Source organism: Roseococcus suduntuyensis (genome assembly GCF_014196305.1).
Lineage (GTDB): Bacteria > Pseudomonadota > Alphaproteobacteria > Acetobacterales > Acetobacteraceae > Roseococcus > Roseococcus suduntuyensis.
In genome coordinates, this window is record NZ_JACIDJ010000005.1 from 181,828 (window position 1) to 200,935 (window position 19,108).

General features: G+C 66.5%; 23 protein-coding genes. All 23 read left to right on the forward strand.

All coding sequences use genetic code 11. The annotated features are described in order from the left end of the window. The first annotated feature begins 66 nt into the window (after positions 1-66). The 23 genes from rpoB to rplR all read left to right on the forward strand — a co-directional run bounded on the left by rpoB (position 67) and on the right by rplR (position 19,090). Complete coding sequence (gene rpoB, locus GGQ83_RS14655) at positions 67-4,254, forward strand: DNA-directed RNA polymerase subunit beta (RefSeq protein WP_184385293.1); 4,188 nt, start codon at positions 67-69, stop codon at positions 4,252-4,254. A gap of 85 nt (positions 4,255-4,339) precedes the next feature. Further along, the gene (gene rpoC / locus GGQ83_RS14660) at positions 4,340-8,524 is read left to right on the forward strand and encodes a DNA-directed RNA polymerase subunit beta' (protein ID WP_184385295.1); all 4,185 of its coding nucleotides are present in this window, start codon (positions 4,340-4,342) and stop codon (positions 8,522-8,524) included. Positions 8,525-8,809: 285 nt separating this feature from the next. Further along, positions 8,810-9,181: a 30S ribosomal protein S12 gene (gene rpsL, locus GGQ83_RS14665; protein WP_184385297.1), complete on the forward strand. Its 372-nt coding sequence runs from the start codon at positions 8,810-8,812 to the stop codon at positions 9,179-9,181. An 11-nt stretch (positions 9,182-9,192) separates the two neighbouring features. After that, positions 9,193-9,669, forward strand: a complete 477-nt coding sequence (rpsG, locus tag GGQ83_RS14670; protein WP_184385299.1) for a 30S ribosomal protein S7 — start codon at positions 9,193-9,195, stop codon at positions 9,667-9,669. Between the two features lie 63 nt (positions 9,670-9,732). After that, positions 9,733-10,920: an elongation factor Tu gene (gene tuf / locus GGQ83_RS14675; RefSeq protein WP_184385279.1), complete on the forward strand. Its 1,188-nt coding sequence runs from the start codon at positions 9,733-9,735 to the stop codon at positions 10,918-10,920. Between the two features lie 16 nt (positions 10,921-10,936). Next, positions 10,937-11,245, forward strand: a complete 309-nt coding sequence (gene rpsJ, locus GGQ83_RS14680; RefSeq protein ID WP_027285682.1) for a 30S ribosomal protein S10 — start codon at positions 10,937-10,939, stop codon at positions 11,243-11,245. Positions 11,246-11,255: 10 nt separating this feature from the next. Then, positions 11,256-11,939, forward strand: a complete 684-nt coding sequence (gene rplC / locus GGQ83_RS14685; protein WP_184385301.1) for a 50S ribosomal protein L3 — start codon at positions 11,256-11,258, stop codon at positions 11,937-11,939. Positions 11,940-11,951: 12 nt separating this feature from the next. Next, positions 11,952-12,572, forward strand: a complete 621-nt coding sequence (gene rplD / locus GGQ83_RS14690; RefSeq protein ID WP_184385303.1) for a 50S ribosomal protein L4 — start codon at positions 11,952-11,954, stop codon at positions 12,570-12,572. A gap of 35 nt (positions 12,573-12,607) precedes the next feature. Continuing rightward, positions 12,608-12,904, forward strand: coding sequence for a 50S ribosomal protein L23 (locus tag GGQ83_RS14695; RefSeq protein WP_184385559.1), 297 nt, complete (start codon positions 12,608-12,610; stop codon positions 12,902-12,904). A 4-nt stretch (positions 12,905-12,908) separates the two neighbouring features. Beyond that, entirely contained in the window at positions 12,909-13,745 is an 837-nt protein-coding gene (gene rplB, locus GGQ83_RS14700) for a 50S ribosomal protein L2 (protein WP_184385305.1), read from the forward strand. A gap of 4 nt (positions 13,746-13,749) precedes the next feature. Then, on the forward strand, positions 13,750-14,028 hold the full coding sequence (gene rpsS, locus GGQ83_RS14705) for a 30S ribosomal protein S19 (protein ID WP_184385307.1): 279 nt from the start codon (positions 13,750-13,752) through the stop codon (positions 14,026-14,028). A 4-nt stretch (positions 14,029-14,032) separates the two neighbouring features. Next, positions 14,033-14,437 carry a 50S ribosomal protein L22 gene (gene rplV / locus GGQ83_RS14710; protein ID WP_184385309.1) on the forward strand — a complete coding sequence of 135 codons (405 nt, stop codon included), beginning with the start codon at positions 14,033-14,035 and terminating at the stop codon, positions 14,435-14,437. Continuing rightward, positions 14,438-15,115, forward strand: coding sequence for a 30S ribosomal protein S3 (gene rpsC, locus GGQ83_RS14715; RefSeq protein WP_184385311.1), 678 nt, complete (start codon positions 14,438-14,440; stop codon positions 15,113-15,115). It begins immediately after the preceding gene. Positions 15,116-15,127: 12 nt separating this feature from the next. Next, a complete protein-coding gene (gene rplP, locus GGQ83_RS14720) occupies positions 15,128-15,553 on the forward strand; it encodes a 50S ribosomal protein L16 (RefSeq protein ID WP_184385313.1) in 426 nt (141 codons plus the stop codon). A gap of 5 nt (positions 15,554-15,558) precedes the next feature. Beyond that, complete coding sequence (gene rpmC / locus GGQ83_RS14725; protein ID WP_184385315.1) at positions 15,559-15,771, forward strand: 50S ribosomal protein L29; 213 nt, start codon at positions 15,559-15,561, stop codon at positions 15,769-15,771. Positions 15,772-15,786: 15 nt separating this feature from the next. Beyond that, positions 15,787-16,050 (forward strand): 30S ribosomal protein S17, encoded by a 264-nt coding sequence (rpsQ, locus tag GGQ83_RS14730; protein WP_184385317.1) that lies wholly within the window; start codon positions 15,787-15,789, stop codon positions 16,048-16,050. Then, the gene (gene rplN / locus GGQ83_RS14735; RefSeq protein ID WP_184385320.1) at positions 16,047-16,415 is read left to right on the forward strand and encodes a 50S ribosomal protein L14; all 369 of its coding nucleotides are present in this window, start codon (positions 16,047-16,049) and stop codon (positions 16,413-16,415) included. The genes rpsQ and rplN overlap by 4 nt, the downstream gene beginning before the upstream one ends. 2 nt (positions 16,416-16,417) lie before the next feature. Beyond that, positions 16,418-16,738, forward strand: a complete 321-nt coding sequence (gene rplX, locus GGQ83_RS14740) for a 50S ribosomal protein L24 (RefSeq protein WP_184385322.1) — start codon at positions 16,418-16,420, stop codon at positions 16,736-16,738. A gap of 131 nt (positions 16,739-16,869) precedes the next feature. Next, entirely contained in the window at positions 16,870-17,412 is a 543-nt protein-coding gene (gene rplE / locus GGQ83_RS14745; RefSeq protein ID WP_184385561.1) for a 50S ribosomal protein L5, read from the forward strand. 55 nt (positions 17,413-17,467) lie between these two features. Beyond that, positions 17,468-17,773, forward strand: a complete 306-nt coding sequence (gene rpsN, locus GGQ83_RS14750) for a 30S ribosomal protein S14 (protein ID WP_184385324.1) — start codon at positions 17,468-17,470, stop codon at positions 17,771-17,773. A 10-nt stretch (positions 17,774-17,783) separates the two neighbouring features. Next, positions 17,784-18,182 carry a 30S ribosomal protein S8 gene (gene rpsH / locus GGQ83_RS14755; protein WP_184385326.1) on the forward strand — a complete coding sequence of 133 codons (399 nt, stop codon included), beginning with the start codon at positions 17,784-17,786 and terminating at the stop codon, positions 18,180-18,182. Positions 18,183-18,194: 12 nt separating this feature from the next. Then, positions 18,195-18,728 (forward strand): 50S ribosomal protein L6, encoded by a 534-nt coding sequence (gene rplF / locus GGQ83_RS14760; protein WP_184385328.1) that lies wholly within the window; start codon positions 18,195-18,197, stop codon positions 18,726-18,728. Further along, entirely contained in the window at positions 18,728-19,090 is a 363-nt protein-coding gene (gene rplR, locus GGQ83_RS14765) for a 50S ribosomal protein L18 (protein WP_184385330.1), read from the forward strand. Before rplF ends, rplR begins: the two co-directional genes overlap by 1 nt. Positions 19,091-19,108 lie beyond the last annotated feature (18 nt).

The window sequence follows — 19,108 nt, forward strand, 5'->3', positions numbered from 1 at the left end:
GAGCCAAACTACCGATGGCGGGCGATGGGTCCGCGCATCAAGCCTTGATAGGAAAGCGGAACAGGCATGAACGCAATCAGCAAGTCGTTCACGGCACGCAAGCGGATCCGCAAGAGCTTCGGGCGGTTGCCCGAGATTGCGCCGATGCCGAACCTGATTGACGTGCAGCGCGCCTCCTACGCCAATTTCCTGCAGATGGAGACGCACCCCGACAGCCGGACCAATACCGGGCTGCAGGAGGTGTTCAAGTCCGTCTTCCCCATCAACGACTTCGCGGGCCGCGGCCGTCTGGAATTCGTCCAGTACGAGCTGGAGGAGCCCAAGTACGACGTCGAGGAATGCATCCAGCGCGGCCTGACCTTCGCCGCGCCGCTGAAGGTGAAGCTGCGCCTGATCGTCTGGGACCTGGACGAGGACACCGGCGCGCGCTCCGTCCGCGACATCAAGGAGCAGGATGTCTACATGGGCGATATGCCGCTCATGACGGACAATGGCACCTTCATCATCAACGGCACCGAGCGCGTCATCGTCAGCCAGATGCACCGCTCGCCCGGCGTGTTCTTCGACCATGACCGCGGCAAGACGCACAGCAGCGGCAAGTACCTGTTCGCCGCGCGGGTCATTCCCTATCGCGGTTCCTGGCTCGACTTCGAGTTCGATGCCAAGGACATCTGCTATGTCCGCATCGACCGCAAGCGCAAGCTGCCGGCCTCCACCCTGCTGATGGCGCTGGACAGCGCCGCCACCGAGGCCAAGCGCGTGGACCGCGCGGCCCAGGGCCTTGAGATGGACCAGGTCGAAATCCGCGGCATGGATGCCGAGGAAATCCTCTCCGCCTTCTATGGCCAGGTGATCTTCACGCGCTCGCCCAAGGGCTGGTCGCGCGCCTTCGACCCCGACAGTTTCAAGGGCATCAAGCTGCTGGAGCCGCTGGTGGACGCGCGCACCGGCGCCGTGGTGGCCGAGAAGGACACCAAGATGACGCCCCGCGCCGCCCGCAAGATCGCGGAAGCCGGCACGACCGAGGTTCTGGTCGGGCGCGCCGACCTGCTGGGCCGATTCATGGCCGAGGACCTCGTGAACTACGAGACCGGCGAGATCTGGGCCGAGGCCGGCGAGGAGCTGACGGAAGCCAAGCTCGCCGCCATCGAGGATGCCGGGCTGGACCGCCTCCCCACGCTGGCCATCGACCAGTCGGTCGGCCCCTGGATCCGCAACACCCTGACGGTGGACAAGAACAGCAACCGCGAAGAAGCGCTGATGGACATCTACCGGGTCATGCGCCCGGGTGAGCCGCCGACGCCGGAAACCGCGGAGACGCTGTTCAAGGGCCTGTTCTTCGACGCCGACCGCTATGACCTCTCGGCGGTGGGTCGCGTGAAGATGAACATGCGCCTGGGCTTCTCGCTGGAGGAGGCGCCGGACTACCTGCGCACGCTGCGCAAGCAGGACATCGTCAGCACCATGCGCGTGCTGATGGACCTGAAGGACGGCCGCGGCTCCATCGACGACATCGACAACCTCGGCAACCGGCGCGTGCGCTCGGTGGGCGAGCTGATGGAGAACCAGTACCGCGTGGGCCTGCTGCGCATGGACCGCGCGATCAAGGAGCGCATGGGGTCGGTGGATATCGACACCGTGATGCCGCATGACCTGATCAACGCGAAGCCGGCGGCGGCGGCGGTGCGGGAGTTCTTCGGCTCCTCGCAGCTCAGCCAGTTCATGGACCAGACCAATCCGCTCTCCGAGGTGACGCACAAGCGCCGCCTCTCGGCGCTTGGCCCGGGCGGTCTGACCCGCGAACGGGCCGGCTTCGAGGTGCGCGACGTGCACCCGACGCATTACGGCCGCATCTGCCCCATCGAGACGCCGGAAGGGCCGAACATCGGCCTCATCAATTCGCTCGCCACCTTCGCGCGGGTGAACAAGTATGGCTTCATCGAGACGCCCTATCGCCTCGTGAAGGACGGCATGATCGTGGGCGAGCCGCGCTACCTCTCCGCCATGGAGGAGGAGAAGCTGGTCGTCGCCCAGGCCGATGCCGAGGTGGATGCCGGCACGGGCCAGTTCCTCAGCGAACTCGTCAGCGTGCGCCAGGGCGGCGACTTCCGCCTGGTGAAGCCGGAAGAGGTGACGGCGATCGACGTCTCGCCGAAGCAGCTTGTGAGCGTGGCCGCAGCGCTGATCCCGTTCCTCGAGAACGATGACGCCAACCGCGCGCTCATGGGCTCGAACATGCAGCGCCAGGCGGTGCCGCTGATCAAGTCCGATGCGCCGCTGGTGGGTACGGGCATGGAAGCCGCCGTGGCGCGGGATTCGGGCGCGGCCATCTCCGCCCGCCGCGAAGGCGTGGTGGACCAGATCGACGGCGCGCGCATCGTGGTGCGCGCGACCGGCGGCGACGGCCAGACGACGGGTGTGGACATCTATCGCCTGCGCAAGTTCCAGCGTTCCAACCAGAGCACCTGCATCAACCAGCGCCCGCTGGTGAAGGTGGGCGACCGGGTGAGCCCTGGCGAGATCATCGCCGACGGCCCCAGCACGGAGCTGGGCGAGCTGGCGCTGGGCCGCAACGTGCTCTGCGCTTTCATGCCCTGGAACGGCTACAACTTCGAGGACTCCATCCTCATCAGCGAGCGCATCGCGCGCGATGACGTGTTCACCTCCATCCACATCGAGGAATTCGAGGTGATGGCGCGCGACACGAAGCTGGGCCAGGAGGAGATCAGCCGCGACATCCCGAATGTCGGTGAAGAAGCGCTGCGGAACCTCGACGAGGCGGGCATCGTCTATGTCGGCGCCGAGGTGCACCCGGGCGATATTCTCGTCGGCAAGGTGACGCCGAAGGGCGAAAGCCCGATGACGCCGGAGGAGAAGCTGCTCCGCGCCATCTTCGGCGAGAAGGCGTCGGACGTGCGCGACACCTCGCTGCGCCTGCCGCCCGGCGTGTCCGGCACCATCGTGGATGTGCGCGTGTTCAGCCGCCGCGGCGTGGACAAGGACGAGCGCGCGATGGCGATCGAACGCGCCGAGATCGAGCGCCTGGCCAAGGACCGCGACGACGAGAAGGCCATCCAGGAGCGCAGCTTCTACGGCCGTCTGCGCGAGCGCCTGCTGAACCGCAAGGCCAGCGGCGGCTTCAAGGGCGTCAAGGCCGGCACCGTCATCACCGACGAGGTGCTGGAGCAGTTCGCCAAGGCGACCTGGCGCCAGATCGCGGTGGCCGATGACGCCGCCATGGCCGAGATCGAGGCGCTGAAGCGCGAGTTCGACGCGGCGGTGGAGCGGCTGCAGAAGCGCTTCGACAGCAAGGTGGAGAAGCTGCAGCGCGGCGACGAGCTGCCGCCCGGCGTGATGAAGATGGTCAAGGTCTTCGTGGCGGTGAAGCGCAAGCTGCAGCCCGGCGACAAGATGGCCGGCCGCCACGGCAACAAGGGTGTTGTCTCCCGCGTGGTGCCCATCGAGGACATGCCCTTCCTGGAAGACGGGACGAGCGTGGACCTGGTGCTGAACCCGCTGGGCGTGCCCTCGCGCATGAACGTCGGGCAGATCCTGGAGACGCATCTGGGCTGGGCCTGCGCCAATCTCGGCCGCCAGGTGGGTGAGCTGGTGGAGGATTTCCGCCGCTCATCCGCCGTGCGGGACGAGCTGCACGCGAAGCTGCGCGAGATCTATGGCGAGGAGGTGTTCGAGCGTGACATCGCCCCCATGGACGAGGACCAGCTGATCGAGCTGTGCGACAACCTCAAGAAGGGCATCCCCATCGCGACGCCCGTCTTCGACGGCGCGCGCATGGGCGACATCGAGGGCATGCTGGAACGCGCGGGCCTCGACACCTCCGGACAGGTCTGGCTGCATGACGGCCGCTCGGGCGAGCGTTTCGAGCGCAAGGTGACGGTCGGCTACATCTACATGCTGAAGCTGCACCACCTGGTGGACGACAAGATCCACGCGCGCTCCATCGGCCCCTACAGCCTCGTCACCCAGCAGCCGCTGGGCGGCAAGGCGCAGTTCGGCGGACAGCGCTTCGGCGAGATGGAGGTCTGGGCGCTGGAAGCCTATGGCGCCGCCTACACGCTGCAGGAGATGCTGACGGTGAAGTCGGACGACGTGTCCGGGCGCACCAAGGTCTACGAGGCGATCGTCCGCGACCAGGACAGCTTCGAGGCCGGCATTCCCGAGAGCTTCAACGTTCTGGTGAAGGAGCTGAAGTCGCTCGGCCTGAACGTGGACCTCGAGAACCGCGGCGCCTGATTTCTTCCTTCGCGGGGCGCCCTGAGGCGCCCCGCCACACCCCCTTCAAGGCCCCGCGCGCGCGCCGGGCAGAGAGCGAGGCGGCATGAACGAGCTGATGAAGATCCTGGGCCAGACCGGCCAGGCGATGACCTTCGACCAGATCAAGATCTCCATGGCCTCGCCGGAGCAGATCCGCTCCTGGTCCTATGGCGAGATCAAGAAGCCCGAGACCATCAACTACCGCACCTTCAAGCCGGAGCGGGACGGGCTGTTCTGCGCCCGCATCTTCGGCCCGATCAAGGACTATGAGTGCCTGTGCGGCAAGTACAAGCGGATGAAGTTCCGCGGCATCGTCTGCGAGAAGTGCGGCGTGGAAGTGACGCTCGCCAAGGTCCGGCGCGAGCGCATGGGCCATATCGAACTGTCGGCGCCCGTGGCCCACATCTGGTTCCTGAAGTCGCTGCCCAGCCGCGTCGGCCTCATGGTGGACATGTCGCTGAAGGAGCTGGAGAAGGTTCTCTACTTCGAGAGCTATGTGGTGCTGGAGCCGGGCCTGACGGACCTCAAGCTGCATTCGCTCGTGAACGAGGATCAGCTCTACACCAAGCAGGAAGAGTTCGGTGAGGACGCCTTCCGCGTCGGCATCGGCGCCGAGGCGGTGAAGGAAATCCTGGCCGGGCTCGACATGGGCAAGGAGGGCACGCGCCTGCGCGCGGAGCTGAAGGAGACCACCAGCGAGGCCAAGCGCAAGAAGCTGGTGAAGCGCCTGAAGCTGATCGAGGCCTTCTCCGAGTCGGGTGCTCGCCCCGAGTGGATGATCCTGGACGTGGTGCCGGTCATTCCGCCCGAGCTGCGCCCGCTGGTGCCGCTGGATGGCGGCCGCTTCGCGACGTCCGACCTGAACGACCTGTATCGCCGCGTCATCAACCGCAACAACCGCCTGAAGCGGCTGATCGAGCTGCGCGCGCCCGACATCATCGTGCGCAACGAGAAGCGCATGCTGCAGGAGGCGGTGGACGCGCTGTTCGACAACGGCCGCCGCGGCCGCGCCATCACGGGCACCAACAAGCGCCCGCTGAAGTCGCTGTCCGACATGCTGAAGGGCAAGCAGGGCCGGTTCCGGCAGAACCTGCTGGGCAAGCGCGTGGACTACTCAGGCCGTTCGGTCATCGTGGTGGGCCCGGAGCTGAAGCTGCACCAGTGCGGCCTGCCCAAGAAGATGGCGCTGGAGCTGTTCAAGCCCTTCATCTACTCGAAGCTCGAGAAGTACGGCCACGCCTCCACCATCAAGCAGGCGAAGCGGATGGTGGAAAAGGAGCGTCCCGAGGTGTGGGACATCCTGGAAGAGGTCATCCGCGAGCACCCGGTGCTGCTGAACCGCGCCCCCACCCTGCACCGCCTGGGCATCCAGGCCTTTGAGCCGGTGCTGGTCGAGGGCAAGGCCATCCAGCTGCACCCGCTGGTCTGCACCGCCTTCAACGCCGACTTCGACGGCGACCAGATGGCGGTGCACGTGCCGCTGTCGCTGGAGGCGCAGCTCGAAGCCCGCGTGCTGATGATGTCCACCAACAACATCCTCAGCCCCGCGAACGGCAAGCCCATCATCGTGCCGTCGCAGGACATCGTGCTTGGCATCTACTACCTCAGCCTGGAGACGCCGGAATTCGTCGCGACCGACGAAAAGGGCGCGCCTCTCCTGGGTGAGCTGGCCGAGATCGAGCACGCGCTCGCCGTCGGCGCCATCACGCTGCACCAGAAGATCCGCACCCGTCGCGAGACGATGAACCCGGATGGCCAGCTGGTGATGGAGCGGGTGGTGACGACCGCGGGCCGCATGCTGATGGCGGCGCTGCTGCCCAAGCACCCGGCGCTGCCGTTCAGCCTGCTGAACCGGCTGCTGACGAAGAAGACCATCTCCGACGTGATTGACGCGGTGTATCGTCACTGCGGCCAGAAGGAGAGCGTGATCTTCGCCGACCGCCTGATGGGCCTCGGCTTCCGTCACGCGGCGAAGGCCGGCATCTCCTTCGGCAAGAATGACATGATGATCCCGGCCGAGAAGGAAGGGCTCATCGCCACCACCAAGGCCGAGGTGAAGGAGTTCGAGCAGCAGTACCTCGACGGCCTCATCACCTCGGGCGAGCGCTACAATAAGGTCGTGGACGCCTGGTCGCGCTGCACGGACGCGGTGGCGGGTGCCATGATGAAGGAAATCCAGAAGCAGGAGGTCGGCCGTCCGACCAACTCCGTCTGGATGATGTCGCATTCCGGTGCGCGTGGTTCGCCGGCGCAGATGCGCCAGCTGGCCGGCATGCGTGGCCTGATGGCCAAGCCTTCGGGTGAGATCATCGAGCAGCCGATCATCTCGAACTTCAAGGAAGGCCTGACCGTGCTGGAGTACTTCAACTCCACCCACGGCGCCCGCAAGGGCCTGGCCGACACGGCGCTGAAGACGGCGAACTCGGGCTACCTGACGCGCCGCCTCGTGGACGTCGCGCAGGACTGCATCATCATGGAAGATGATTGCGGGACCGAGCGCGGGCTGAACGTGCGTGCGGTGATGGATGGCGGCGATATCGTCTCCTCCATCAGCGAGCGTATCCTGGGCCGGACCTCGCAGGAGGACATCATCGACCCTGCGACGGGCGAGATCATCGTCCCCCGCAACACGCTCATCGAGGAAGCGGCCGCCGAGGCCGTGGAAGCCGCGGGCGTCGAGGCGGTGATGATCCGCTCGGTGCTGACCTGCGAATCGAAGCAGGGTGTCTGCGGCCATTGCTATGGCCGCGACCTGGCGCGCGGTACGCCGGTGAACATGGGCGAGGCGGTGGGCGTCATCGCCGCGCAGTCCATCGGTGAGCCGGGCACGCAGCTGACCATGCGCACCTTTCACATCGGTGGCGCCGCGCAGCGAGGCGCCGAGCAGTCGGCGGTGGAGGCCACGACGGAAGCGACGGCGAAGCTGCTGAACCTCAGCCTCGTCACCAACAGCTCCGGCGCGCCCATCGTGATGAGCCGCAATTGTGAAGTGCTGCTGATGGATGCGAATGGGCGTGAACGCGCCCGCTTCCGCATCCCCTACGGCGCCAAGGTGCTCATCCAGGAAGGCGATGTGGTGACGCGCGGCCAGAAGCTGGCCGAGTGGGACCCGTTCACCCTTCCCATCCTCACGGAGCGGGCGGGCCGCGTCGAATACGCCGACCTGATCGAGGGCATCACCCTGGTCGAGCGGCAGGACGAGGTGACGGGCCTCAGCTCCAAGGTGGTGGTGGACTACAAGTCCGCGGCGAAGGGCGTGGACCTGCGGCCGCGAATCGTCATGAAGGATGAGCGGGGCGAGGTGCTGAAGCTGCCCAACGGGGCCGAGGCGCGCTACTTCCTCAGCCCCGACACGGTGCTCAGCGTGGACAATGGCGCCATGGTGGAAGCCGGTGACGTGGTGGCCCGCATGCCGCGCGAATCGTCCAAGACGCGCGACATCACGGGTGGTCTGCCCCGCGTGGCCGAGCTGTTCGAGGCCCGCCGGCCCAAGGATGCCGCCATCATCAGCGACATCGACGGGCGGGTGGAGTTCGGCAAGGACTACAAGGCCAAGCGCCGCGTCATCGTGAAGAGCGAGCCGCTGGGCGACGAGCCGCCGATCGAGCGCGAGTACCTGGTGCCGAAGGGCAAGCACGTCTCGGTGCAGGAAGGCGACTATGTGAAGGCCGGCGACCCGTTGGTGGACGGCCCCCGCGTGCCGCACGACATCCTGCGCGTGTTGGGCGTGGAGGCGTTGGCCAACTACCTCGTGAACGAGATTCAGGACGTGTATCGCCTGCAGGGCGTGAAGATCAACGACAAGCACATCGAGGTGATCGTTCGCCAGATGCTGCAGAAGGTCGAGATCCTCGAACCCGGCGAGACCACCTTCCTGATCGGCGAGCAGGTGGACCGCTTCGAGTTCGACGCGGAGAACGAAAAGCGCCTGCGACTCGGCGAACGTCCCGCGCGGGCCGAGCCGGTGCTGCAGGGCATCACCAAGGCCAGCCTGCAGACGCAGAGCTTCATCTCGGCCGCCTCCTTCCAGGAGACGACCCGCGTGCTCACCGAGGCGGCCACGGCCGGCAAGGTGGACAACCTGGGTGGCCTCAAGGAGAACGTGATCGTGGGGCGTCTGATCCCCGCGGGCACGGGTTCGGTGATGAACCGCCTGCGTGCCATCGCGGCGCAGCGTGACAGTGGTCGCCTGCCGGCGGCTGCGCCCGCCCTGCCGGAGCCCGACGGCCGCCCCGCGGCGGCGGAATAGGGCCCTGTGCCAGGGGCGGGGGTTAACGACCTTTGCCCCGGCTTTTACCGGCTGGGTTCACTTGACTCCGCCGGGGTGGGTGCGTATCACACCCGCCTTGCCCGAGGGTGGTTTCGGCCTCTTTTGGGTGTGTTGGTTCAAACGCCTTGCTTCGGACGCCGCCCTTTTCGGAGGGCTCAGGCCCGGAGTTGACGCGGTGGCCCGGTCGGAGCGCAAGCGCGCCCGCCGGGCCGCGTGTCGTTTGGTGCGCGACCTGGGAAACGATTAAGGTTACGAAGGGGCGTCATGCCGACGATCAACCAGCTCATCGCGCAGGGGCGCGAGCCGCGGAGGAGCCAGAACAAGGTTCCGGCCCTGCAGGGTTGCCCGCAGAAGCGCGGCGTCTGCACGCGCGTCTACACGACCACGCCGAAGAAGCCGAACTCGGCGCTTCGTAAGGTCGCGAAGGTGCGCCTGACCAATGGTTTCGAGGTGGTGAGCTACATCCCCGGTGAAGGCCACAACCTGCAGGAGCACTCGGTGGTGCTCATCCGTGGCGGGCGCGTGAAGGACCTTCCCGGTGTGCGCTACCACATCCTGCGCGGTGTTCTGGATACGCAGGGCCTGCCGAAGCGGCGCAAGCGGCGCTCGCTCTACGGCGCCAAGCGGCCGAAGTGAGGGTCTGAGAGATGTCGCGTCGTCACAGCGCCGAGAAGCGCGAAGTTCTGCCGGATCCGAAGTTCGGTGATGTCGTCCTCAGCCGTTTCATGAACGTGCTGATGTATGACGGCAAGAAGAGCATTGCTGAAGGCATCGTCTATGCCGCCATGGACACGCTGAAGCGCAAGGGTGGCCCCAACAGCGACCCGCTGCGGCTGTTCCATGAGGCGCTGGACAATGTGAAGCCGGCCGTCGAGGTGCGTTCGCGCCGCGTCGGTGGTGCCACCTACCAGGTGCCCGTCGAGGTCCGCCCCGAGCGGCGCCAGGCGCTGGCCATCCGTTGGCTGATCGACGCCGCCCGCAAGCGCGGCGAGAGCACCATGGAAGAGCGCCTCTCCGGCGAGTTGATGGACGCGGTGAACAACCGCGGCACCGCCGTGAAGAAGCGCGAAGACACGCACCGCATGGCCGAAGCCAACAAGGCCTTCAGCCACTACCGCTGGTAATTGGCGCCCCCCATTCGGCGCCCTCGGCGCCTTTGAGACCCCTTTCGGATTGGATGCACGACGATGGCCAAGGCGAAGTTTGAGCGGAACAAGCCGCACTGCAACATTGGGACGATCGGCCATGTGGATCATGGCAAGACGTCATTGACGGCGGCTATCACGAAGACGCTGGCGAAGACGGGTGGTGCGACGTTCACGGCGTACGACCAGATCGACAAGGCGCCTGAGGAGCGTGCGCGCGGGATCACGATCTCGACGGCGCATGTGGAGTACGAGACGGCGAACCGTCATTACGCGCATGTGGATTGCCCTGGCCACGCGGACTACGTGAAGAACATGATCACGGGTGCCGCGCAGATGGACGGCGCGATCCTGGTGGTGTCGGCGGCGGATGGCCCGATGCCGCAGACGCGCGAGCACATCCTGCTGGCGCGGCAGGTTGGCGTTCCCGCGCTGGTGGTGTTCCTGAACAAGATGGACATGGCGGACCCCGACCTGGTCGAGCTGGTGGAGATGGAGGTGCGCGAGCTGCTGTCCTCCTACCAGTTCCCTGGCGACGACATCCCCATCATCAAGGGCTCGGCTCTGTGCGCGCTGGAAGACAAGCAGCCTGAGATCGGCGAGCAGGCGGTTCTGGCGCTGATGGCGGCGGTGGACAGCTACATTCCGCAGCCCGAGCGCGCGATCGACCGTCCGTTCCTGATGCCGGTCGAGGACGTGTTCTCGATTTCGGGTCGCGGCACGGTGGTGACGGGCCGCGTGGAGCGTGGCGTGATCAAGGTCGGTGAGGAAGTCGAGATCGTGGGCCTGAAGGACACGGTGAAGACGGTCGTCACGGGCGTTGAGATGTTCCGCAAGCTGCTGGACCAGGGCCAGGCGGGCGACAACATCGGCGCGCTGCTGCGTGGCACGAAGCGTGAGGATGTGGAGCGTGGCCAGGTTCTGGCGGCTCCGGGTTCGATCAAGCCGCACGCGAAGTTCAAGGCCGAGGCGTACATCCTGACGAAGGAGGAGGGCGGCCGGCACACGCCGTTCTTCACGAACTACCGCCCGCAGTTCTACTTCCGCACGACGGACGTGACGGGCGTGGTTCAGCTTCCCGAGGGTGTGGAGATGGTGATGCCGGGCGACAACGTCTCGATGGACGTGGAGCTGATCGCGCCGATCGCGATGGATGAGGGCCTTCGTTTCGCGATCCGCGAGGGTGGCCGCACCGTGGGTGCGGGCGTCGTCGCCAGCATTTCGAAGTAAGGCAGGCGTCACTTCCATGGACAGCCAGAACATCCGCATCCGCCTCAAGGCGTTCGATCACCGCGTGCTGGATGGCAGCACGCGGGAGATCGTGAACACCGCGAAGCGGACGGGCGCGCGCGTGCGGGGCCCGATCCCGCTGCCGACGCAGATCGAGCGCTTCACGGTGAACCGCTCGCCCCATGTGGACAAGAAGAGCCGCGAGCAGTTCGAAATTCGCACGCATCGTCGCCTTCTCGACATTGTCGACCCCACCCCGCAGACCGTGGACGCGCTGATGAAGCTCGACCTCGCCTCCGGCGTGGACGTCGAGATCAAGATCTGAGGATCCGGTCATGGCCACCCAGACCCGGACTGGTCTGCTCGCGCGCAAGCTCGGCATGACCCGTCTGTTCAACGAAGACGGATCGAGCACGCCGGTGACGGTGCTGCATGTGGATGCCGTGCGCGTCGTGGCGCAGCGGACCGAGGAAACCGACGGCTACACCGCCGTGCAGGTCGGCCTTGGCACCGCGAAGCCCAAGAACGTGTCGAAGCCCAACCGCGGCCATTTCGCCAAGGCGGGTGTCGAGGCGCCGATGAAGGTCGTCGAGTTCCGCGTGCACGCCGATGCGATGCTGCCGGCCGGCACCGTTCTGTCCGCCGCACATTTCGTGCCGGGCCAGAAGGTGGACGTGACGGGCACCTCGAAGGGCAAGGGCTTCGCGGGTGCGATGAAGCGCTGGAACTTCTCGGGCCTCGAAGCCTCGCACGGCGTGTCCATCAGCCACCGCTCGCACGGCTCCACCGGCAATCGCCAGGATCCGGGCAAGACCTTCAAGAACAAGAAGATGGCCGGCCATCTCGGTGTCGAGCGCATCACCACCCAGAACCTCGAGATCGCCGGGCATGACCTGGAACGGGGCCTGCTGCTGGTGAAGGGCGCGGTGCCTGGTTCCGCCGGAAGCTACGTCATGGTGCGCGACGCAGTGAAGCGCGCGCGCCCCGCCGACGCGCCTTTCCCCGCGGCGACGGTCTGAGGATCGAGGACAATGCAGGTCAACGTCATCACGCTGGACAACGCACCGGCCGGCTCCACGGAGCTGCCGGAAGAGCTGTTCGGCGCCGCGCCCCGCGCGGACATCATGGCGCGCGTCGTGCACTGGCAGCTCGCGAAGCGCCGGGCCGGCACGCACAAGGCGAAGGGCATGGGCGAGGTCTCCGGGACCACGAAGAAGCCCTATCGCCAGAAGGGCACGGGCAGCGCCCGCCAGGGCTCGCTGCGTGCGCCGCAGTTCCGCACGGGTGGCGTGGTCCACGGGCCGGTGGTCCGTGACCATGGCTATTCGCTGAACAAGAAGGTGCGGCGCCTGGGCCTGATCTCGGCACTGAGCCAGAAGGCCAAGGACGGCAAGCTCGTGGTGCTCGACGCCGCGGCGGGCGAGGCCGATGCCAAGACGAGCGTGATGGCCAAGCGCGTGAAGGCGCTGGGCTGGAGCTCGGCCCTGGTGGTGGATGCGCAGGTGGACGAGATCTTCGCCCGCACGCTGCGCAACATCCCCGGCATGGACGCGCTGCCGACGGCGGGCGCGAACGTGTACGACATCCTGAAGCATGACGTGCTCGTGGTCACCCGCGCCGGCGTCGAAGCCCTGAAGGAGCGGCTGGCATGAGCGCGTCCATCAGCAAGCCCAAGGCTGCGCCCAAGATTTCGGGCGAGCGGATGTACCAGGCCATTCTCTCCCCCCTCGTCACCGAGAAGGCGACGGGGCTGAGCGAGCAGGGGCAGTACGTCTTTCGCGTGGCGCTCGATGCTTCCAAGCCCGAGATCAAACAGGCGGTTGAAGGCCTGTTTGGTGTCAGCGTGGTTGCGGTGAACACCCTGGTGATGAAGGGCAAGTCCAAGCGCTTCAAGGGTCGTCCCGGCCAGCGCTCGGATTGGAAGAAGGCAGTGGTGCGCCTGGCCGAAGGCCAGAGCATCGACCTCACGACGGGGCTTTCGTAACGCCATGGCGCTGAAGAACTTCAATCCGGTCACGCCGAGCCTTCGCGGCACGGTTCTGATCGACCGCTCCAGCCTGTGGAAGGGCAAGCCCGTGAAGGGCTTGACCGAGGGCAAGTCGCATTCCGGCGGCCGCAACAACCACGGCCACATCACCGTCCGGTTCCGGGGCGGCGGGCACAAGCAGTCCTACCGCGTGGTGGACTTCAAGCGCCGCGCCAAGTTCGGTGTGCCCGCGGTGGTGGAGCGGATCGAGTATGACCCGAACCGCACGGCCTTCATCGCGCTGCTGAAGTACGAAGATGGTGAGCTTGCCTACATCATCGCGCCGCAGCGCCTGAAGGTCGGTGATGCCGTGATCGCGGCTGAGCGCGCGGACATCAAGCCGGGCAACGCCATGCCGCTGGCCTCGATCCCCGTGGGCACCGTGATCCACAACATCGAGATCAAGCCGGGCGCCGGTGCCAAGATCGCGCGTTCCGCCGGCACCTTCGCCCAGCTCGTGGGCAAGGATGCGGGTCTGGCGCAGATCAAGCTGATGTCGGGCGAAGTGCGGACCGTGCGCAGCGAGTGCATCGCGAGCATCGGCGCCGTGTCCAACCCGGACAACAGCAACCAGCACCTGGGCAAGGCCGGCCGTTCGCGCTGGCTGGGCCGCAAGCCGCACAACCGCGGTGTGACCATGAACCCGGTCGACCACCCGCATGGTGGTGGCGAGGGCCGCACCTCGGGCGGTCGTCATCCCGTGACGCCCTGGGGCAAGCCCACCAAGGGTGCCAAGACCCGCAACAACAAGCGGACGGATCGCAATATCGTGCGCCGCCGCAACGCGACGAAGGGCTGAACCGATGCCGCGCAGCGTTTGGAAAGGCCCGTTCGTGGACGGGTACCTCCTGGCGAAGGCCGATGCGGCCCGTGCTTCGACGCGCAACGAGGTCATCAAGACCTGGTCGCGCCGCAGCACGATCCTGCCGCAATTCGTGGGCCTCACCTTTGGGGTCTACAATGGCCGGAAGTTCCTGCCGGTGCAGGTGACGGAGAACATGGTGGGGCACAAGCTCGGCGAATTCTCGCCGACGCGGACCTTCGGCGGCCACTCGGCCGACAAGAAGGCGAAGCGGAACTGAGCCGATGAGCAAGCCCCAACACCCCCGTGGTCTCACGGATTCCGAGGCGCAGGCCATCACGCGGAATATCCGTGTGAGCCCGCGCAAGCTGAACGAAGTGGCCGCGATGATCCGTGGCGCGAAGGCGCAGGACGCCGTCGCGACGCTGACCTTCAGCAAGCGCCGCATCGCGCAGACGGTGAAGAAGACGCTCGAGAGCGCCATCGCCAATGCCGAGAACAATCACCAGCTCGACGTGGACCGCCTGGTCGTCAGCCACGCCGAAGTGGGCCGTGCCATCGTCATGAAGCGCTTCCACGCCCGTGGCCGCGGCAAGTCCTCCCGCATCGAGAAGTGGTTCAGCCACCTCAAGATCGTGGTGGCGGAGCAGCAGGTGGCGAAGGCGAAGAGCGAAGCGGAGGCCGCGTAAATGGGTCATAAAGTCAATCCGATCGGCCTCCGGCTCGGTATCAACCGCACCTGGGACAGCCGCTGGTTCGCCGGCCGCGACTATGCGCGCCTGCTGCATGATGACCTCAAGCTGCGCGAGACGCTGAAGGACCGCCTGAAGTCCGCCGGCGTGTCGAAGGTGGTGGTGGAGCGTCCGGCGAAGAAGCCGCGCGTGACCATCCATGCCGCGCGGCCTGGCGTCGTCATCGGCAAGAAGGGCGCGGACATCGACCAGCTCCGCAAGGAACTGAGCGTGCGCGCCGGCGCCGAGGTGTCGCTGAACATCCTCGAGATCCGCAAGCCGGAGCTGGACGCCACCCTGGTGGCCGAGAGCATCGCGCAGCAGCTCGAGCGTCGCGTGGCCTTCCGCCGCGCCATGAAGCGCGCCGTGCAGTCCGCCATGCGCCTGGGCGCGCTGGGCATCCGGATCAACTGCTCCGGCCGTCTGGGCGGCGCCGAGATCGCGCGCATGGAGTGGTACCGCGAGGGCCGCGTGCCCCTGCACACGCTGCGCGCGGACATCGACTACGGGATCGCGACCGCGAAGACGACCTATGGCACCTGCGGTGTGAAGGTCTGGATCTTCAAGGGCGAGATCATGGCCCATGACCCGATGGCGCAGGACCGCCGGGCGCAAGAACAAGCGCCGCAGCGGTAAGGATTGTGAGCAATGCTGCAGCCTAAGCGAACCAAATTCCGGAAGGCCCACAAGGGCCGGATCAAGGGTGATGCCAAGGGTGGCTTCACCCTGACCTTCGGCGGCTATGGCCTGAAGGCACTGGAGCCCGAGCGTGTGACGGCCCGCCAGATCGAGGCGGCCCGCCGCGCGATCACGCGCGCCATGAAGCGCCAGGGGCGGGTGTGGATCCGCATCTTCCCGGACGTGCCCGTCTCGACCAAGCCCGCGGAAGTCCGCATGGGCTCGGGCAAGGGCGCGCCCGAATACTGGGTGGCCCGGGTGAAGCCCGGCCGCATCATGTTCGAGATCGACGGCGTGCCCGTCGAGGTGGCGCGTGAAGCGCTCGACCTCGGCGCGGCGAAGCTGCCCATCCGGACCAAGATGGTCACGCGCCTCGGCGCGGCGGCGGAGGCCTGAGGGCGATGACGAAGATCGTGGATATCCGCGCGAAGTCCGGCGACGAGCTGAACGGGATGCTGCTGGACCTCCGCAAGGAGCAGTTCAACCTGCGCTTCCAGCGGGCCACCGGCCAGCTCGAGGCGCTGGGCCGCATCAAGGCCGTCCGCCGCGACATCGCGCGCGTGAAGACCATCATGGCCGAGCGTTCGCGCGCGGCTTCCTCCAACAAGGCTTAAGAGGAGACCACGGCAATGCCGAAGCGAGTCCTCACGGGCCGGGTCGTCAGTGACAAGATGGACAAGACGATCACCGTCTTGGTCGAGCGTCGCGTGATGCATCCGCTCTACAAGAAGTTCATCCGCCGCTCGAAGAAGTATGCGGCGCATGACGAGGAAAACCTGTGCAAGGAAGGCGACCTGGTGTCCATCCAGGAATGCCCTCCGCTGTCCAAGCGCAAGAGCTGGACGGTCGTTGCCCGCAACGGCGAAGCCGTGGCTGAGGGAGCGCAGGCATGATCTCCGTCGAAAGCAACCTGGACGTCGCCGACAACTCGGGCGCGCGTCGGGTGCAGTGCATCAAGGTGCTGGGCGGCTCGAAGCGCCGCACCGCCTCGGTGGGCGACATCATCGTGGTGGCCGTGCAGGAAGCCATTCCCCGCGGCAAGGTGAAGAAGGGCTCGGTCGAGCGCGCAGTCATCGTGCGCACGGCCTACCCGGTGCGCCGCCCCGATGGCTCCGCGATCCGCTTCGACCGCAACGCGGCCGTGCTGATCAACAAGGCGGGCGAGCCGATCGGTACGCGCATCTTCGGCCCGGTGGTGCGTGAACTGCGTGCGCGCAAGTTCATGAAGATCATCTCGCTGGCGCCGGAGGTGCTGTAACCATGGCGGCGAAGATCAAGAAGGGCGACCGGGTCCAGGTTCTGGCCGGTCGCGACAAGGGCAAGCGCGGCGAAGTGCTGCGCGTGACCCCCACCGAGGGGCGCGCGCTGGTGCAGGGCGTGAACCTAGTGAAGAAGCATACCAAGCAGACCCGGGTGGGTGAGACTGGCGGCATCGTCTCCAAGGAGGCGCCGATCCAACTCTCCAACCTGGCGCTGATTGACCCGAAGACGGACAAGCCCACGCGCGTCGGCTTCCGCATCCTCGAGGATGGGAAGAAGGTGCGCGTCGCCAAGGGCTCTGGTGAGGTGCTCGACGCATGAGCGGGACGAAGAACAAGGCGGGCGGCAAGGCGCCGGCCCAGGGCAAGAAGCCCGATGCGGCCGAGGGCTCCTCGCGCCGCGGCGACATGGTGCCCGCGGCCCCCGGGCCCGCGGTTGCAATCCCGCCCGAGATGGCGCGGCTGCAGAAGCTCTATGCCGATGTCGTGCGTCCGGCCATGCAGAAGGAGTTCTCCTATGAGAACCCGATGCAGGTGCCCAAGCTCGAGAAGATCGTGATCAACATGGGCGTGGGCGAAGCTGCGGCGGACCAGAAGAAGCTGGACGCGGCGGTGGCCGACCTGACGATGATCTCGGGCCAGAAGCCGGTTCGCACCCATGCGAAGAAGGCGATCGCGGGTTTCAAGATCCGCGAAGGCCAGGCGATCGGCTGCAAGGTCACGCTCCGCAAGGCGCGCATGTACGAGTTCCTGGACCGCCTGGTCACCATCGCGCTGCCGCGCGTGCGTGACTTCCGCGGGCTGCCGGGCAACAAGGGCTTCGACGGCCGGGGCAATTATGCCCTTGGGCTGAAGGAGCAGATCGTGTTCCCCGAAATCAACTACGACAAGGTGGACGCGGTGCGCGGCATGGACATCGTGTTCGTCACGACGGCGAAGACGGACAAGGAAGCCAAGGCTCTGCTGAAGGCTTTCGACCTCCCCTTCACCAACTGATCAACCGGGAAAACCGCGGGCGAAAGCCCGCAGGTTCCAAAGGACCACAGACCCTATGGCCAAGACCTCTTCCGTCGAGAAGAACAAGCGCCGCGAGAAGCTCGCGGGGCAGCACGCCAAGAAGCGCGCCGCCCTGAAGGCTGTCGTGATGGACCGTGACGCGCCCATCGAGGACCGCTTCGACGCGACGCTGCGCCTCGCGCAGATGCCGCGCAACGCGGCCAAGGTGCGCATCCGCCTGCGCTGCGAGGTGACCGGGCGTCCGCGCGGCAATTATCGGAAGTTCAAGCTCTGCCGCAACCAGCTGCGGGATCTGGCCAACAAGGGCCAGCTCCCCGGTGTGGTCAAGGCAAGCTGGTAAGGAGCGGCCCATGTCCATGTCCGACCCGTTGGGCGACCTGCTCACCCGTATCCGCAACGCGCATGGCGCGCGCCAGACCAAGTGCCTGGCGCCGGCCAGCCGGTTGAAGACCGATGTGCTCGACGTGCTGAAGCGCGAAGGCTATATCCGCGCTTGGCGCGTGGAAGAGCTTCGCCCCGGCATCAGCCAGATCGAGATCGAGCTGAAGTATTCCGAGGGCGAGCCCGCCATCAAGGAAATCAGCCGCGTCTCGAAGCCCGGCCGGCGCGTCTATTCGAAGATCAAGGAGCTGCCGAAGTTCTACAACGGCCTCGGCATCCAGATCCTGTCCACGCCCCGCGGCGTGATGAGCGACACCGAGGCCCGCGCTGCCAATGTTGGCGGCGAAGTCCTCTGCCGCGTGTTCTGATGGGGGTGCGGCATGTCTCGCGTTGGTAAGTATCCCGTTCCCGTTCCCGCTGGCGTCCAGGTGACGCTGGCCGGCCGGACGCTGAAGGCCAAGGGCAAGCTGGGCGAGCTTTCGCTCGAGCTGACCGAGTTCGTGGATGTGGAGATCGGCCCCGACCAGGTGGCTGTCTCCCCCCGCGGCGAGGACCGGCGCGCGCGCACCCTCTGGGGTACGACGCGCAGCCTGGTCGAAGGCATGGTGAAGGGCGTTTCCGTGGGCTACACCAAGTCCATGGAAATCACCGGCACCGGCTACAAGGCCGCGATGCAGGGCAATGACCTGGTGCTGAACCTGGGCTACAGCCACGAAATCCGCTATCCCGCCCCGGCCGGCATCAAGATCACTTGCGAGCGTCCCACCGCCGTGAAGGTGGAAGGGATCGACAAGCAGAAGGTCGGCCAGGTGGCGGCGGAAATCCGCGGCTATCGTGGTCCCGAGCCCTACAAGGGCAAGGGCATCAAGTACGACAACGAGGTCATCCTCCGTAAGGAGGGGAAGAAGAAGTAATGCCCAAGAAGCTTGCTCTGCAGGAACGGCGCCGCGCGCGGCTCCGCTACCAGCTCAAGGTCAAGGGCGGCGGGCGCGCGCGCCTGTCCGTCTTCCGCTCCGGCCGGCACATCTACGCGCAGGTGATCGACGACGCGGCGGGCCGCACGGTGGCCGCGGCCTCCTCGCTCGAGAAGACGCTGCGCGACAGCCTCAAGACCGGCGCGGACAAGGACGCGGCGGTGACGGTCGGCAAGCTGGTGGCCGAGCGTGCGCTCGCGGCCGGCGTTTCCGCCGTGGTCTTCGACCGCGGCCCTTATCTGTATCATGGCCGCGTGAAAGCGCTGGCGGACGCCGCCCGTGAGGGCGGTCTGTCCTTCTGACGCGCGGGGAGAGAGCAT